The sequence below is a fragment of the Fusibacter ferrireducens genome (assembly GCF_015352425.1).
GTDB classification, from domain to species: domain Bacteria; phylum Bacillota; class Clostridia; order Peptostreptococcales; family Acidaminobacteraceae; genus Fusibacter_A; species Fusibacter_A ferrireducens.
Genome location: NZ_JADKNH010000002.1, coordinates 1 through 14064 on the forward strand (window position 1 = coordinate 1; position 14064 = coordinate 14064).

The 14064-nt window shown below is 38.9% G+C and carries 17 protein-coding genes and 1 pseudogene; 3 read left to right on the forward strand and 15 right to left on the reverse strand.

The genetic code is table 11. The annotated features are described in order from the left end of the window. Nucleotides 1–126: pseudogene (locus ISU02_RS24515) on the reverse strand (IS110 family transposase); the annotation flags it as partial. Between the two features lie 301 nt (nt 127–427). Here ISU02_RS24515 and ISU02_RS03030 point away from each other — a divergent pair. Next, nucleotides 428–970, forward strand: coding sequence for an ECF transporter S component (locus ISU02_RS03030; RefSeq protein WP_194700318.1), 543 nt, complete (start codon nt 428–430; stop codon nt 968–970). After that, a complete protein-coding gene (locus ISU02_RS03035; protein ID WP_194700319.1) occupies nt 957–1565 on the forward strand; it encodes a class I SAM-dependent methyltransferase in 609 nt (202 codons plus the stop codon). Before ISU02_RS03030 ends, ISU02_RS03035 begins: the two co-directional genes overlap by 14 nt. Here the strand turns inward: ISU02_RS03035 and ISU02_RS03040 are convergent. Together ISU02_RS03040 and ISU02_RS03045 are read right to left on the reverse strand one after the other, a co-directional pair. After that, nucleotides 1556–2698, reverse strand: coding sequence for a glycerate kinase family protein (locus ISU02_RS03040; RefSeq protein WP_194700320.1), 1143 nt, complete (start codon nt 2696–2698; stop codon nt 1556–1558). The genes ISU02_RS03035 and ISU02_RS03040 overlap by 10 nt on opposite strands. Before the next feature lie 98 nt (nt 2699–2796). Then, nucleotides 2797–3585, reverse strand: a complete 789-nt coding sequence (locus ISU02_RS03045; RefSeq protein ID WP_194700321.1) for an amidohydrolase family protein — start codon at nt 3583–3585, stop codon at nt 2797–2799. Between the two features lie 130 nt (nt 3586–3715). Here ISU02_RS03045 and ISU02_RS03050 point away from each other — a divergent pair, with 130 nt between their 5' ends. Beyond that, nucleotides 3716–4045 carry a winged helix-turn-helix transcriptional regulator gene (locus ISU02_RS03050; protein WP_194700322.1) on the forward strand — a complete coding sequence of 110 codons (330 nt, stop codon included), beginning with the start codon at nt 3716–3718 and terminating at the stop codon, nt 4043–4045. 107 nt (nt 4046–4152) lie between these two features. On the opposite strand, the gene ISU02_RS03055 is transcribed toward ISU02_RS03050, so the two are convergent. From ISU02_RS03055 to ISU02_RS03110, 12 genes are all read right to left on the reverse strand, one after another. Continuing rightward, on the reverse strand, nt 4153–4899 hold the full coding sequence (locus tag ISU02_RS03055) for an amino acid ABC transporter ATP-binding protein (protein WP_194700323.1): 747 nt from the start codon (nt 4897–4899) through the stop codon (nt 4153–4155). Continuing rightward, nucleotides 4883–5587, reverse strand: coding sequence for an amino acid ABC transporter permease (locus ISU02_RS03060; protein ID WP_194700324.1), 705 nt, complete (start codon nt 5585–5587; stop codon nt 4883–4885). Before ISU02_RS03060 ends, ISU02_RS03055 begins: the two co-directional genes overlap by 17 nt. A gap of 88 nt (nt 5588–5675) precedes the next feature. Continuing rightward, complete coding sequence (locus tag ISU02_RS03065) at nt 5676–6476, reverse strand: transporter substrate-binding domain-containing protein (RefSeq protein ID WP_194700325.1); 801 nt, start codon at nt 6474–6476, stop codon at nt 5676–5678. Between the two features lie 277 nt (nt 6477–6753). Further along, on the reverse strand, nt 6754–7467 hold the full coding sequence (locus ISU02_RS03070) for a GntR family transcriptional regulator (RefSeq protein ID WP_194700326.1): 714 nt from the start codon (nt 7465–7467) through the stop codon (nt 6754–6756). Between the two features lie 99 nt (nt 7468–7566). Further along, nucleotides 7567–7956 (reverse strand): PTS sugar transporter subunit IIA, encoded by a 390-nt coding sequence (locus ISU02_RS03075; RefSeq protein ID WP_194700327.1) that lies wholly within the window; start codon nt 7954–7956, stop codon nt 7567–7569. 30 nt (nt 7957–7986) lie between these two features. Further along, a complete protein-coding gene (locus ISU02_RS03080; RefSeq protein WP_194700328.1) occupies nt 7987–8853 on the reverse strand; it encodes a PTS system mannose/fructose/sorbose family transporter subunit IID in 867 nt (288 codons plus the stop codon). Beyond that, nucleotides 8850–9644 carry a PTS mannose/fructose/sorbose/N-acetylgalactosamine transporter subunit IIC gene (locus ISU02_RS03085; protein WP_194700329.1) on the reverse strand — a complete coding sequence of 265 codons (795 nt, stop codon included), beginning with the start codon at nt 9642–9644 and terminating at the stop codon, nt 8850–8852. The genes ISU02_RS03080 and ISU02_RS03085 overlap by 4 nt, the downstream gene beginning before the upstream one ends. A gap of 85 nt (nt 9645–9729) precedes the next feature. Continuing rightward, nucleotides 9730–10221, reverse strand: coding sequence for a PTS system mannose/fructose/N-acetylgalactosamine-transporter subunit IIB (locus tag ISU02_RS03090; RefSeq protein WP_194700330.1), 492 nt, complete (start codon nt 10219–10221; stop codon nt 9730–9732). 86 nt (nt 10222–10307) lie between these two features. Beyond that, nucleotides 10308–11195, reverse strand: coding sequence for an N-acetylmuramic acid 6-phosphate etherase (murQ, locus tag ISU02_RS03095; RefSeq protein WP_207736164.1), 888 nt, complete (start codon nt 11193–11195; stop codon nt 10308–10310). Between the two features lie 5 nt (nt 11196–11200). Continuing rightward, nucleotides 11201–11881: a PIG-L deacetylase family protein gene (locus ISU02_RS03100; protein WP_194700332.1), complete on the reverse strand. Its 681-nt coding sequence runs from the start codon at nt 11879–11881 to the stop codon at nt 11201–11203. Between the two features lie 13 nt (nt 11882–11894). Continuing rightward, nucleotides 11895–12833 carry a GNAT family N-acetyltransferase gene (locus ISU02_RS03105; protein WP_194700333.1) on the reverse strand — a complete coding sequence of 313 codons (939 nt, stop codon included), beginning with the start codon at nt 12831–12833 and terminating at the stop codon, nt 11895–11897. A 249-nt stretch (nt 12834–13082) separates the two neighbouring features. Continuing rightward, entirely contained in the window at nt 13083–13964 is an 882-nt protein-coding gene (locus ISU02_RS03110) for a patatin-like phospholipase family protein (RefSeq protein ID WP_194700334.1), read from the reverse strand. Nucleotides 13965–14064 lie beyond the last annotated feature (100 nt).

The window sequence follows — 14064 nt, forward strand, 5'->3', positions numbered from 1 at the left end:
GTTGTTGAAGGTGGAGAATCTTTTCTTGGAATAATAGGGAGTAATTCCTTCAGAAGTAATGAGAGTAGCAACGAGAAAATTCTTATGGACATCGACGCCACAACAGATAGGATAAACAACTTTCATAGCACAGCCTCCTTTCATAATTGAGAGGAGAAGACATTGACTGAACCATCACACATTTAACAAAGAGCTAAAACAATGATTAGCGTGCGGTCTAATAGAACCACTTATTTGTGCTTGAAAGATGATTCTTACACTAGTTATTATACTGATTTAAGCCGAGAAGAGCAGTCTACTACTCACCTCACCGTGCTTTGTAGTGTAATCTTCTCCTTAGTCTAATAATATCAGAATGGTGAAAACCGCACACCATTTTTTCATTACTATTTGTGCCGCCAGCGGTAGCGGCGGAATGGAGGTTATTATGAAAAGAAATTACATTCAAGAAATGGTTCTAGCCAGTATGTTTATCGCCATTGGCATTGCACTGCCAATGATTTTTCACAGCTTTGGACTTGGGTCCACTTTTTTACCCATGCACATTCCTGTACTCATTGCCGCTTTTACATTGGGATTCCCATACGCTGTTGCAGTTGGCATGTTGACCCCTTTATTAAGCAGCTTAATCACAGGCATGCCGCCCCTTTTTCCCGTAATGCCTTATATGATTTTTGAATTAGGTGCCTATGCTGCAATGGGGTATTATTTAGGACAAAAATTAAAACTCAATATGTATTTAGCACTTATAGGCTGTATGATTACCGGAAGGCTCGTTGCAGGTGCTGCTGTATGGGTGTTAGTGCTTTTCTTTGGCGCAAAATTCCAAGGTCCAGTTGTCTTTATCATTTCTGCAGTCACCACAGGACTACCAGGCATCATCATTCAACTGCTCTTCATACCACCTGTCATTCTACTTTTAAAGAAGGCAAATGTGATTAAAAGCGAGGTATGTCATGTTGAGAAATAAAGACTATTTCAATTCAAAAGCTAATTCATGGGACAATCAAGTAAAACATAACATGGATAAAGTCAAACAGATCATGGATTTGATTGAAATTCGTCAGGGTGATCACATATTAGACGTGGGAACTGGAACAGGTGTGACGATTCCAGTTTTGCGGTCTCTCGTTGGAGATCGCGGCAAAATCACAGCCATAGATGAAGCTGAGAAAATGATTGAAGTCGCACAAAGCAAATTCAATCATCCCAATGTTGAATTTGTCATAGGCGATGTGCTGAGTGAAACCTTTCAAGACCATAAATTTGATGGTATTGTTTGTTACTCCATGTTTCCACATTTCGAAGATAAGCGTGTTGCCATCTCCACGCTGTCTAAACTGCTTAAAAAAAATGGCAAACTCGTCATTTGCCATTCGCAAAGTAGAGATGCCATTAATAACCTTCATAAAGATTTAGACGGTCCTGTTAGAGAAGATCGACTTCCCACAATTGAAGTTTTTAAAGAGCTGTTTTCAGAAGCTGATCTCAATCTCAGTTTAGAGATAGATAGTGAAGAAATGTTCGTTGTTATTGGGACATGCCATTCAATATTTTACATTTGATTCAAACTCATAAACTTCCCCACATTGTAATAGCAGTTATAGACCAATCGCTCAGTCTCTTTTATGGCTTGTTCCAACGGCATTGGTCTATCCACTATGCTAAAAACACCATAGAGTCCGTGTTCATATAGACTTTCATAGCCTGTCGCCATAGCGCCTACAATGGCAACCACTGGAATCTGATTTTCAGCCCCAAGTTTGATGATGCCACTGGGGAGCTTCCCTTGAAGGGTTTGATGATCCATCTCTCCCTCACCTGTAATAATAAGATCGTAGCCACCTGACTCAATGCGTTCTTTTAACTTTAGTCTCTCACTGATAAGTTCAAAACCAGAGATGAGTTTGGTATCAAAATAAGCCAGCAAGCCTAATCCCAAACCACCTGCTGCGCCTATGCCCTTAAGATTTCTGAGCGATTTATTCACACTATCTTCGATGATTGAAGCAAAATGCGTCATGCCCTGTTCTAAAATTTCTATCTGTTCTGGTGTTGCTCCTTTTTGAGGGCCATAAACTCTAGTGGCACCTCTTTCTCCAACCAGTGGATTATCCACATCACAAGCCACAAGAAACTTCACTTTTTTTACAAGATCACTTACATCTGCCCGATCTACAAATGCGACTTCTGATAGATGCTCTCCTGATCCTCTTAGAATCTTGCCATACTCATTTTTGAAATGAAAACCCATCGCTTCAAGCATACCCATACCACCGTCATTGGTTGCACTGCCGCCAATACCCATGATAATCTCAGTACACCCTCGCTTTACAGCATCTATAATCAGTTGTCCCGTCCCAAAGCTAGACGCTTTAAGTGGCTCTAATTGCGATTTAGGTTGTAAGGTGATTCCTGATGCACTTGCCATCTCGATAACCGCTGTTTTACCATTACCTAGAAGCCCATAAGTCGCTATAATAGGTTGTCCATAGGGTCCCGTTACTTCTATGTTCACCCGTTTGCCACCCGTGTTTTCCACAAAAGTTTCAACGGTCCCTTCTCCGCCATCAGCCAAAGGGATTGTATCCACTTCACACGCTTTTATGGCCTCAGTTAAAGCACTCTTGCCAATTCTGCCAATGTCCTTTGATGATAAACTGCCCTTAAATGAATCAGATGCTATGAGTATTTTCATATTGAACGCCACCTCAAGTTGTTCTTTTCCATTATTATTTCACGCTCAGTTACCCTTGTCAATACATTGAAAAAGCATCATTTTATAAGTTATATTGTTTATAATTTCAGCAGTTTAGCCATATTCTCTCCCAGAACAGCCTTGGCTACATCAGGTGTCTTTGCAACACTTCTTAAGGCATCTAGAGACAACTGAATATCGCCAAAAGGTCTATCCACTCCAAAGATACATTTTTGAGGCAATTCATTAATGACAATCCCCAATACAAAAGTCGAGTAATACGCCGAAGTATCCAGATATAAATTGGGGATTTCTTTTGCAAGTGCCAAGGTATCCAGCCAATTGCTCCCACCAAGATGACCTAAAATAACAGGGGTGCGCGGGTATTGCTTTGCCAGTTCTGCTATAGCCTTTATATCTTGCATGTTTAACGGGAAAAAGGCATGAATCCAAATCGGCATGTTATTGAACTCTAGAGTTGATTTAAATACATTCTCCATGAGGTGAACTTGGCCTGTTCCAAAAGTGAATTCACCCATGCCTGCTAAATTATGTTTCTTAACATTATCGTGAATAAATTGCTTCGTTGTCTCTAGGTCTAAACCAGCTGGCACGCCACCAAATCCGATGTACCTTGAGGGATGTTGCTCAATAGCCATTACAAGTTCTGCATTGGCTTTTTCTCGAATTTCCACCATGGACCCTTTCTTACCCGCTAATAAATCATTTAGGAAATACATCGCCTCTTTCACGCCTTGTGCATCTTCAGCAACTTCTGGATGAAAGGATGTGGAAAACAATACTGTTTTGTCCACGCCAGATTTATCCATTGCTTTTATATGTGCTTCTACTGGTAAAGTCACATGTGAATGTCCATCGATAATCATAAATTGAACTCCTTTTCTTCTATTTTATTTTACAATTGAGCTTTTTCCTGACTTTTATTATAATGTGTTTATAACAAAAGAAAAGTATGCACTTTTTTGTAACATACTAACGAAAAGGAAAGTGATTTCTATGTCTGAAAAAATCTGCTTTGTAGGCAGTAAAGAACCTTTTGAATATACGCTCTCTATTATCAGTGGCAAATGGAAACTTAAGATCATCTACCTCCTAGCCTGTATGGGGACCGTGAGATATGGTGTGCTCAAGAAAAACATCGATGGCATTACACATAAAATGTTGAGTTCACAACTCAAAGAACTGGAATCTGAAAAAATAATCTCACGAAAAGAATACCCTCAAGTCCCGCCTAAAGTGGAATATGCCCTTACAGAAAAAGGGCAAAGTCTAGTTCCACTTGTGATCAGCATGTGTGATTGGGGTGAGATGCATCGAACGGGCTAGTACACACTTAATTATTTATGTAACTGAATCGATATATGTCTATCTATTAGAAGCTCTATTGAGAGTATAAAAAAAGCACAAAGAATATTATTCTTCATGCTTTGATCTCACAGTACTTTGGATAAAAAGTCTTTTAATCTTGGATCTTGCGGCTCTTCAAACAATGCTTTTGGCGTATTTTCTTCTAAAATAGTGCCATCCGCCATAAACACGGCTCTTGTCGCCACTTCTTTTGCAAAGCCCATTTCATGTGTGACAATCACCATGGTCATGCCTTCGTTTGCCAATTGCTTAATCAGTGCTAATACCTCACCCACCATCTCAGGGTCCAGTGCCGAAGTGGGCTCATCAAAGAGCATTACTTCCGGATTCATGGCAAGTGCTCTGACAATGGCAATCCTTTGCTTTTGACCACCCGAAAGCATTGCCGGATATTCATGCGCCTTATCCACAAGGCCAATGCGTTTTAAAAGCTCGTAGCCAATCTCATCTGCTTCTTCTTTTGTTTTCAGTCTGAGTTTTACAGGCACCATTGTGATGTTCTGTAACACGGTTTTATGTGGAAAGAGATTAAAATGCTGAAAAACCATGCCCATACGTCTTCTGTGAACATCAATATCCACATGTTTATCCGCAAGATTGACACCATCAAAGAGAATTTCCCCATGAGTCGGCGCTTCAAGCATATTTAAACTGCGCAGCAAAGTCGATTTTCCAGAGCCTGATGGCCCTATGATGACGACGACTTCGCCACGGTTTATATCAATGTTACAGTCATTAAGCGCTTGAATTTTCCCCTTATTATACGTTTTACACAATTGCCTTACCGATATTAATTTATCGCTTGTCGCCACGTCTCATTCTCCTTTCAATAACCTCAATAACCTTGCTTGCTGGGTAATTGATACAGAAGTACATAAGTGCAGCAAGTACATAAGGGCCTATTGTGATATAGGTCGTTGCAGAAACGGTTTTTGCCGCCCACATGAGCTCTACCATACCAAGTGTAGAGAGTATAGAGGACTCTTTGACCATGGTTACAACTTCATTGGCCAGTGCTGGCAATATGTTTTTTATTGCCTGAGGCAGAACGACATATGCCATAGACATCCCTGCGGATAAGCCAAGACTTCTAGCGGCTTCATTCTGCCCGGAATCCACTGCAAGTATGCCTGCACGAAAGATTTCTGCAACATAAGCTGCACTGTTAAGTGCCAATGCCACAACGCCAGGAATAAACATTGCCAAATTGATAAAACCAAAGAGATGATAACTTGGAATTTTAATAAAGTTGAACACCCCATAGTAGACCAGTGCAAGCTGAACTAACAGTGGCGTTGAGCGGAAAACAGCAATGTAAATACCGGATAAACTTCTTATAAACCAGTTTTTGCTGAGACGCATCAACGCCAGTATCAAAGCAGGAATGACTGCTATTAGAACGGAAACAATGGATACCAATAGTGTGTATTCAATACCCTGTATAAAAAAAGAAATATACTTAGGTAAAAATGTAAAGTTTATAAAACTTGTAGGTGACATATTGATCCTTTCTTTAAATGCAAAATTAAAAAAACGTGTAAGCAAATTTGCATAAATAAGCTTACACGTCCCTTCCTTATTTATACGATTACTCTATAGCTTCGGCACTGAGTTCGTCTGCTGTTTTGATCCAAGTCTCCACAGTACCATCTCCAGTCACTTGAGCAATAGTCTTATTGATGGATTCAAGAAGCCCTTGTGGGTCTTCTTTTTGAACCGCCACGGCATAAGGATATGCCTCTCCTAAGCTCACTTCTGCAATTACAAGTGATTCGTCATTTGCTGCATATTGCTCTGCAACCGCACCATCCAGTACAATCGCATCACATTTACCATAAACTAAGTTGTTTACAAGATCTGTTACCGACGACATAGTCACCAAAGAGGCTCCAGTCATGTCATTTGTTACAATTTCAGCTTTCGTAGTACCCATTTGTGCTGCAACAGTTTTACCACTGAAGCTTTCAAGTGAAGTATATTCTGCTGCATTCTCAGCTTTAACGATGACCATTGGTGGTAAATCCGTATAATAAGGCTCTGAGAAATCAGCAACTTTTGCACGCTCTTCATTTGCCTCGATAGCGGCAATAACCATATCAATCTCACCCTTTTGAAGTGATGCCATGAGGTTATCGAAACTCATATTGACAATTTCAAGTTCTAATCCCATATCTTCTGCAATTTTTTTTGCAAAAGACACGTCTATGCCAGCATATGTTTGCTCACCTTTTTCATCCAAAACGATAAACTCAAAAGGTGGATAGTCTGCTGACGTACCCAATACTAATTTTGTCTTTTCCGCTTTTGTTTCTGTCGCTGGCCCCGAACTACATGCTGTGATACTCATAACCATTGCAAAGGTCAATAATACAACTAATAATTTTTTCATAATGATTCTCCTCGTATAATATAGACTTTTTATTTTTCTGTAGCTTAATCTCTTTTAATGAGTTTGTCGCTATATCAGCTCATATTATTATAATCCATATTGAACTAAATATAAACAATTAAAGATGTATTTTTATGCATTTTTTTTAATGTTTCATCAGTTTTTTTAATTTGTAACCTTGCACATGCTTTCTTCTAGGAATTCATGATCTCTACAATTTATAATTGCGCAAGAAAAAGAGCAGTTCAAATTAGAACAGCTCCTTTAAATAATATAATCACATTTTTACTTCCACAGTAACAGAATACCAGTCCTTATTGAAATACGTTTCCGCGTATTCTATAATTTTACCAGCCTCATCTACTGTGCTTCTCTTAACAAAGAAAGTATCCGTATTTTTTTTGATGTTCATGAGCTTCGCAATTTGACTATCGTTAACTGCTTTTACGGAATAGTTTTCGTTCGCCCAAACAGGTACAATATCATATTCAGCAAGTGTTTTATAGAAAGATTTATTTTTGTATATCGCCTGTACTTGCTCAATACTGATTAGACTGCTGTCCATATAGGAAATTTGATAGGCAATGGGTTCATTATTGGCAAGTCTTATTCTGCGCACACACACAATCGATTGAGTATGTGGAATCATCAGTTTTTCAGCAATACTCTCGTTGACTATTTCTTCTATTTTATCGACTTGCATGTCAATCTTATAACCTTGTTGTAGGAGTTCATCACTAAAACTGATTGAGGTCAATTTACGATTCATTTGCTTCTTGGTGACAAATGTGCCAACACCTTGCACACCAATCAAGTAATCCTCATTGATCAGGTCATTAAACGCCTTTCTGACAGTAATTGTGGACACATTATATTTTTTCTTAAGTACAGATTCACTGTCCACCTTATCACCGGGACGTAAATCCCCTGACTTAATGGCCTTTATAATATCTTGTTTTATCTGTAAATACTTTGGAACTTTATATTCCATATTGGCAATCCCTCCTAATATGTTATCATGCTAACTGATAAAATATTATAACACACCAATAGTACCGTGTAAAATGTACATAATACTCTTTTTTTTAGCCTATTCGGGAAATTTCGCCACGGCGGTCTTAGCTGACTCAACAGCGCGATTGGCCAATGCCTCAATCGATAAATCGTCCTCATTAAAGCTCAATTCCAAAAATGCCATTGTATTTAATCCCGCTACAGTGTAATATTGGCCCGGATGATTGGCACAAAGCTCAGCTGCTACTCTAAAGGGCGATGCCCCCAGTAAATCACATGCAAAGAGCACTTCATCCTCATTGAATTCTAGCAAGAGATGATTGACCTTATCTTTTAAGTCTTCTAAACTATCTTCTTTGGTCAAATCAATAAAATACATGTGTTGTGGTGCACCCACAATCATTTCTAAGTTATCCTTTACCCCTTTGGCATATCCACCATGCCCCATTACGATGACTCTTTTCATTCACTTCCTCCACTTCTACAATTGTTCAGTTTACGCATAAAATCCCGTTGAGTAACCAATAAATGTAAGTAGACATGCGAGTACGAGAATTAAACCCATAAGCTTAAGTGGAGACCATTTTTTCTTTGTATATAGGTAGTAAACTGATAGTGTTAAAAACAAGGGCAATATCTTTGGAAAAATAGAATTAACCACTTTATCTGCATCAAATATCACTTGATTGATCAACGTCTCACCCGTTGCTGGATCAAAGACATCTCTGATGATTTGAATGGGTAAAGTAAAATTGACAAAAGAGGCCGTTAAAGCACCGACAACGATTAATCCAAGTACAGTCATCGTATCTGTCAATGCATTGAGTTTACCTGTTGACATAAACCCTTGCATGCCCTCAATTCCAGATTTATAACCCAGTTTAAATAGATTCCAACTTAAAATTGCCGTGCCCACTGGGTAGACAATCATATAAACCACCGGTCCTAACCATCCAACAGCTGAAGATGCCTGTGAAATGGATAAGCAAATCGTGAGCAATATGGGAATAAAAGTCGCAACCCATAATGAGTCGCCAATGGCTGAGGTGGGACCAATCAAGGCTACTTTGACACCGCTGATCAATTCAGGCGTACAGCTGCCATTTGCATTTGCTTCTTCCAGTCCACAAACAATGCCGTTACAAATAGAACCCACTTGAGATTCTGTATTGAATAAAGTGGTATGTCTTTTCAATGCCGCCGCTTTTTCTTCTTTTGTGTCATATAACTCTTCTATTACAGGTGCCATCGATTGTCCAAAAGCTAACCCCAACATGCTCTCTGCTTGCTGTGAACATCCATTCCAAAAAAACCAATTTAGGAATGATTTTTTCAGTGTCTTCTCGCTTATTTTCTTCATCATAGCACCTCGCCTTTCTTAGACTCTAGTCCTGTTATAACCACATAGTATAAAATAGAAATAATAATCGCTAACACGGCAACTGCCATTGTACTTTGACCAAAGTACGTTACTAAAATAAAGCCCGCAAGATAAATGGCCACATGGTACTTTTTCTTGAATAAAAAGGAAATAATGATGCCCATCCCAAGTGCCGCCATCATGCCACCAAAGACGCCCAGTGCCGTAGTCACCCATGCTGGAATTAAGGTTGCAAAGTCTCCCTGAGCTGAAGCTGCAGTCATGGAAGTTAAAACGATTACTGCTGGAATAAAGCGACATGAAAACCCAATCAATTGCCCTAAAACCAGATTTGGAATAAACATCTTTTTGGTCTCGCCCGTTTCCGCATATTTATTGGCCACACGGTTCAAAGGCAGATTAAGAGCATATGAAACATTCCACATAATTTGTCCTACCAATCCACCAATACCTGCAAACACAACAGCTAATCCAATGACTTGTGCAACATCTAATCCTCTGCCAAACACAAGTGCACCCGCTGTTCCAATATAGGTTGCATACGACAAGTCCCATGCCACAGCGCCCCCAGGTGTGACATTGCCCATATACATGATTTGGAGAGAAATACCTACTAAAATTGCAGTCTGAACATCCCCCAATATGATGCCTACAATAAATGCAGCCACGAGTGGCCTCCCCAAGGTGTACCAACCAATGGTATTCCCAACGATTGAACCAATTGCACCTAAATACACAAAAATTGCGATTAAAATAATTTGATAAACATGCATCTTGTTCTCCTCCCAATTATTTAATAGATTATTTGACAGACTATTTAATAGACTATTTGTTTGACTAATTGATTATTTATATCGATTATTTGATCGATTTCTTAAATGACTCCCAGCTCATTTTTGCCGTTGCAGGCAATTGTTGAAAACAGACTTCTGCCCCTTTTGAAACCAAAGCATCTATCGTACTCACATCAGCATCACTCAAATAAAAGATGCCCGTCGCCCCGTTGATTTTATGATTGGTGTCATCTCTTTTGGCGATATTGCCTAGAATAATACGTTCAGCACGTTCTATTTCTTCGGTGAGCATTTCCAATTTACTCGGCAGTCTTACTATGACCAGACGGTTCACATTGCTCTCTTGAGCTAATAACGCTTTCGCCTCTTCCGTTGTGACAATATGTGTTTTATAAGTTGGCGGCACACCCATTGTCATAATGGACTTAAGAACCGGATTTTTTGCACTTTCATCATCAATAGCAATGATTTCTTTAATAGAAAGTGTTGGACACCACGCCACAATGGTCTGTCCATGAATTAATCTGTCATCCACTCTTACATATGTTTTTCCCATTTCACCACTCCTTTGTTGCAACCGCTCAAACTATTGCTAGATTAACGATTACAAGATTCAATAAAATTTACTATGCTTTACTGTGATCAAATACATTTTCGAATAAAGCCCTTATTTTGAATAATTTTTTGCTTTGCTTCTTCCCTTGTAACACCGGTCAGAATCATGACAATTGCTTCTTTAATGGAAAACTCTGAAATTTCTAAAGTCTTTAAAGCAACTGTCATATCACAACCCGTACTTTCCATTACAATACGTTTTGCTCTTTCAACTAATTTTTGATTTGTTGCTCTCATATCCACCATTAAATTGCCATATACTTTTCCAATGCCCACCATGGAGGCTGTTGAAATCATATTCAGTATCAGCTTTTGACTGGTACCTGCCTTCAGTCTTGTGGAACCCGTTAAAATCTCCGGTCCTGCGTCAACTTCAATAGCAACATCCGCGTATTTTGACAGCTCAGAAGCCTTATTACAAGAAATGCCAATACACTTCGCATTTATTTCTTTGGCATATTTCAAGGCACCTATGGCATATGGCGTTCTCCCTGAAGCTGCAATGGCCACAACAGCATCATTTTCGTTCACATTTACTTTTTTTAGATCTTCCACCGCTAGCGCTTCAGAATCTTCTGCGCCTTCAACAGCTCTTACAAAGGCTTTTTCTCCTCCTGCAATAAGACCTATGACCTCATCGTTCGTGGAAAAAGTAGGGACGCACTCAACAGCATCCAAAATCCCTAACCTGCCGCTTGTTCCTGCCCCAATATAAATAATTCTACCATTATTGCGAAGTGCTTCAATCGTCAATTGAATACTTTTTTCAATCTGAGGCAATGCTTCTTTAATGGCCCCTATCACTTTTTGGTCTTCTTCATTCATAATCCGAAGCAATGTCAATGTTGACATGGTATCTAAGTTTAATGTTTTTGGATTGCGGCTCTCTGTCTTTAAAAAATCAATATTTGTCATATGCGTCACCATATCTTATGTTCTATTAAACTTGGATACATATAAGCTACCGTATAGCCACTGTTATTGGACTCAATTTGGCGTACTTTCCCCATTGTAGAATAGTAGTCTTTATAAGGAAAATCATTGATCTCACCTTTAAATACTGAATACGCCCGCAGTCCTTCAAACCAATTTTCTACTTCTTTTGAATCCAGTTTAAAATAGGCCTGAGGTATAAAACCCACCAAATCCTCAAAATTTTCTCCATAGACGAGTTTGATGGCACTGCCCTTTTCTCGCAATCTCTTCACAGCTGTCGTCACCGCATCATAGGTGTTAATATGTCTTGGATGCATGGACCCTCGCCAGTGCGTGATTACAAGATCCACTTGCTCTTCTTCAAAATAGTGCTCCATGCGTGTGGCAAACTCATCCAGTGACGGCATTTGACTGGACACGTATCCCAGCCAAATCGTATCACCATTTAATCTTTCTGCCGCAAGCTTATTTTGATCCAACAAGACCCTTAAGTACTCACTTTTTGCTTCCTCAGTTGCATCTGGATCTTCCAAACGCCCTTGTGTAACATGAATGTAAGTACAATGAGCGCCTTGCGCTGCATATTTAAGCATAATGGGACCACCTAAAATTTCTGCATCCATTGAATGAGCACCCACACTGACCACTCTTCTTATTTCACTCATGATAACCTCCCTCTTAAATTATTTTTTGATAACTTACATAAGTTCTAAAAACTTCAACACCATGTCTCTCATAAAACCTTCTCCCTGGAATATCGGTGGACACAAAATACAAATGATAAATGCCTCTCTTCTCCATTTCCAGTTGCATTAAATCGAATAAAATACCGCCAATACCGTAATTCCGCACTGATTCTTTAACACCTATAGGGCCAAATCGCATTGGGTTGCCATCGATCTTTCGCATACAAAATCCCACAATTTCTTTTTCAGGATTCAGAGCCAATAACATGCAATCTTCTGCTTCATTATTTTGCATGGAGATCAAGGCATTTCGCTTCCAACCGCCACCGAATTCTTGTTTTAAAAACTCAAGTAAGTCCAAAGCATATTTGTACTCAAAATTGACAAATGAGAAACCCAGTGTTTGAGCTTTTAATTGCTTATCCAAAGCCTCTTTACTCATTTGATAACCATGTAGCGACTTGCACATGGAGTAACTTTCTTGGCCAGACAGATAACCTAATGCATTAAAAAAGGCAATGGCCTCTTTATAATTTTCTCGATCTATCCCCGGGAAGAAATAGTTGGGGCTATAGGCGCCAAGTATAATCGTTTCAGCACCCATGGCCTTTAATTTCACTTCAGCATGATGAATCAATGCTTTGCCTATCCCCATTTGTCGATAATTTGAATCCACAAACATGACATTAATCCATCCTTTAGTGGGTTCCAGTCCTCTTTCAAGATACGGGAATTTTCTCTTGGTTCCCAATAAAAATCCGATGACTCGATTATTTTCAAGTGCAATAAAACAAAGTGCTGTATCAAAATTATCATCCAATAAGACTTGCTTTCTAAATTTATGAACGGTAATTGGATCAACAACTAAGGTCTTATTCCACAATTCTACGACTTCACTTTCATAGCTTTGATTGTAATTCAGAATCTCCATTTTATCTGACCTCCCTGTACAGACCATTTTTATTTGTAATTAAACATATTCTCTTCTTAATATGTTAACATGTTAATATATTGTTCTAGCTCATTGTAATATAATTTTTTAAAGATTGCAACCCATAAGGTAAAACTTTTAGCGTCTATATCCTACAACCTATTAATTTGTATCAAAAAAAAAAATCCCTACACTACCGATTTCCGGTAGCATAAAGATTTTATTGCACATTTACTTTTGATGGTCTTCTCATTTGCCATCAACATTTAAAAATTTTTTCCATTTGACAACATCTTGCTTCCCTTGTGCATATCCAAGATGATAGCTTTCAGAGAGTTTATGATAATTCATTTCACGGTTGGAAACTGGCATCTGATTTGGATATACTAAAAAAGCTTTGCCCTGGCGCTCAAGAGCCTCCAGTTCATCTAGCGTCTCGTTATAGATCTTATGTCGATTCAATAAGGCTTCTGCCACAGCAGGATATTTTTTATAATATGCTCTTAACAGTTTATCAAACTTCACAGGCCTTTTACGATAGCCCTTTTCACGTGTCAAGATGACAAAAAAACGTTTATAACCATCTGCTTTGGCCACATCCAGCGCAATGCCTCCGCCAAGGCCACCATCCACATAGCAATGACCGCCATAATGCGTTGCCGGCATAAAAATGGGCATAGAAGATGAGGCTCTTACAATTTTAACCAAATCATTGACATCTTTCATATCTGTTTTTGAAAAGTAGTGCATCTTACCAAGCATCCTGTCAAATGCACCAATTCTAAGTTTGGCTGGATTGCTCATAAAGAGATCAAAATCGAACGGAAGTGCTGCACCTTCATAATGCGTCTCTTCATAGATATATTTTGACCTAAAATAACCTTCCCCTTTCAAGAAAGAAGACCAGCCTCCAAAATTTGGATCAAGAGCAATATCCACAAAAGCGCGTTTTGCGCGTTCCGTATTTCTGGAAAGATAATTGATACTATGACTTGATCCAGCAGATATACCAGCCACATAATCAAAGTAAAGATTGTTTTCAAGTAAATTATTCAAAAAGCCCGCTGTGTAACTTGCTCGCATGCCGCCGCCTTCAAAAATTAATGCGGTATCCATGATATTATTATTCATTATGAGTTGTTACCTCCATGTTCCATGCCAATGTGTCCATAAATAGCTCAATGTTTTAATCCTTTTATTTATCCTCTAAACTCAGTTTAAAATAAGTGTT

Bases quoted from the DNA above. Each gene is read 5' to 3' on its own strand.
- ISU02_RS03030 (WP_194700318.1), top strand. From the start codon at position 428: ATGAAAAGAAATTACATTCAAGAAATGGTTCTAGCCAGTATGTTTATC.
- ISU02_RS03035 (WP_194700319.1), top strand. From the start codon at position 957: ATGTTGAGAAATAAAGACTATTTCAATTCAAAAGCTAATTCATGGGAC.
- ISU02_RS03040 (WP_194700320.1), bottom strand. From the start codon at position 2,698: ATGAAAATACTCATAGCATCTGATTCATTTAAGGGCAGTTTATCATCA.
- ISU02_RS03045 (WP_194700321.1), bottom strand. From the start codon at position 3,585: ATGATTATCGATGGACATTCACATGTGACTTTACCAGTAGAAGCACAT.
- ISU02_RS03050 (WP_194700322.1), top strand. From the start codon at position 3,716: ATGTCTGAAAAAATCTGCTTTGTAGGCAGTAAAGAACCTTTTGAATAT.
- ISU02_RS03060 (WP_194700324.1), bottom strand. From the start codon at position 5,587: ATGTCACCTACAAGTTTTATAAACTTTACATTTTTACCTAAGTATATT.
- ISU02_RS03065 (WP_194700325.1), bottom strand. From the start codon at position 6,476: ATGAAAAAATTATTAGTTGTATTATTGACCTTTGCAATGGTTATGAGT.
- ISU02_RS03070 (WP_194700326.1), bottom strand. From the start codon at position 7,467: ATGGAATATAAAGTTCCAAAGTATTTACAGATAAAACAAGATATTATA.
- ISU02_RS03075 (WP_194700327.1), bottom strand. From the start codon at position 7,956: ATGAAAAGAGTCATCGTAATGGGGCATGGTGGATATGCCAAAGGGGTA.
- ISU02_RS03080 (WP_194700328.1), bottom strand. From the start codon at position 8,853: ATGATGAAGAAAATAAGCGAGAAGACACTGAAAAAATCATTCCTAAAT.
- ISU02_RS03085 (WP_194700329.1), bottom strand. From the start codon at position 9,644: ATGCATGTTTATCAAATTATTTTAATCGCAATTTTTGTGTATTTAGGT.
- ISU02_RS03090 (WP_194700330.1), bottom strand. From the start codon at position 10,221: ATGGGAAAAACATATGTAAGAGTGGATGACAGATTAATTCATGGACAG.
- murQ (WP_207736164.1), bottom strand. From the start codon at position 11,195: ATGACAAATATTGATTTTTTAAAGACAGAGAGCCGCAATCCAAAAACA.
- ISU02_RS03100 (WP_194700332.1), bottom strand. From the start codon at position 11,881: ATGAGTGAAATAAGAAGAGTGGTCAGTGTGGGTGCTCATTCAATGGAT.
- ISU02_RS03105 (WP_194700333.1), bottom strand. From the start codon at position 12,833: ATGGAGATTCTGAATTACAATCAAAGCTATGAAAGTGAAGTCGTAGAA.
- ISU02_RS03110 (WP_194700334.1), bottom strand. From the start codon at position 13,964: ATGAATAATAATATCATGGATACCGCATTAATTTTTGAAGGCGGCGGC.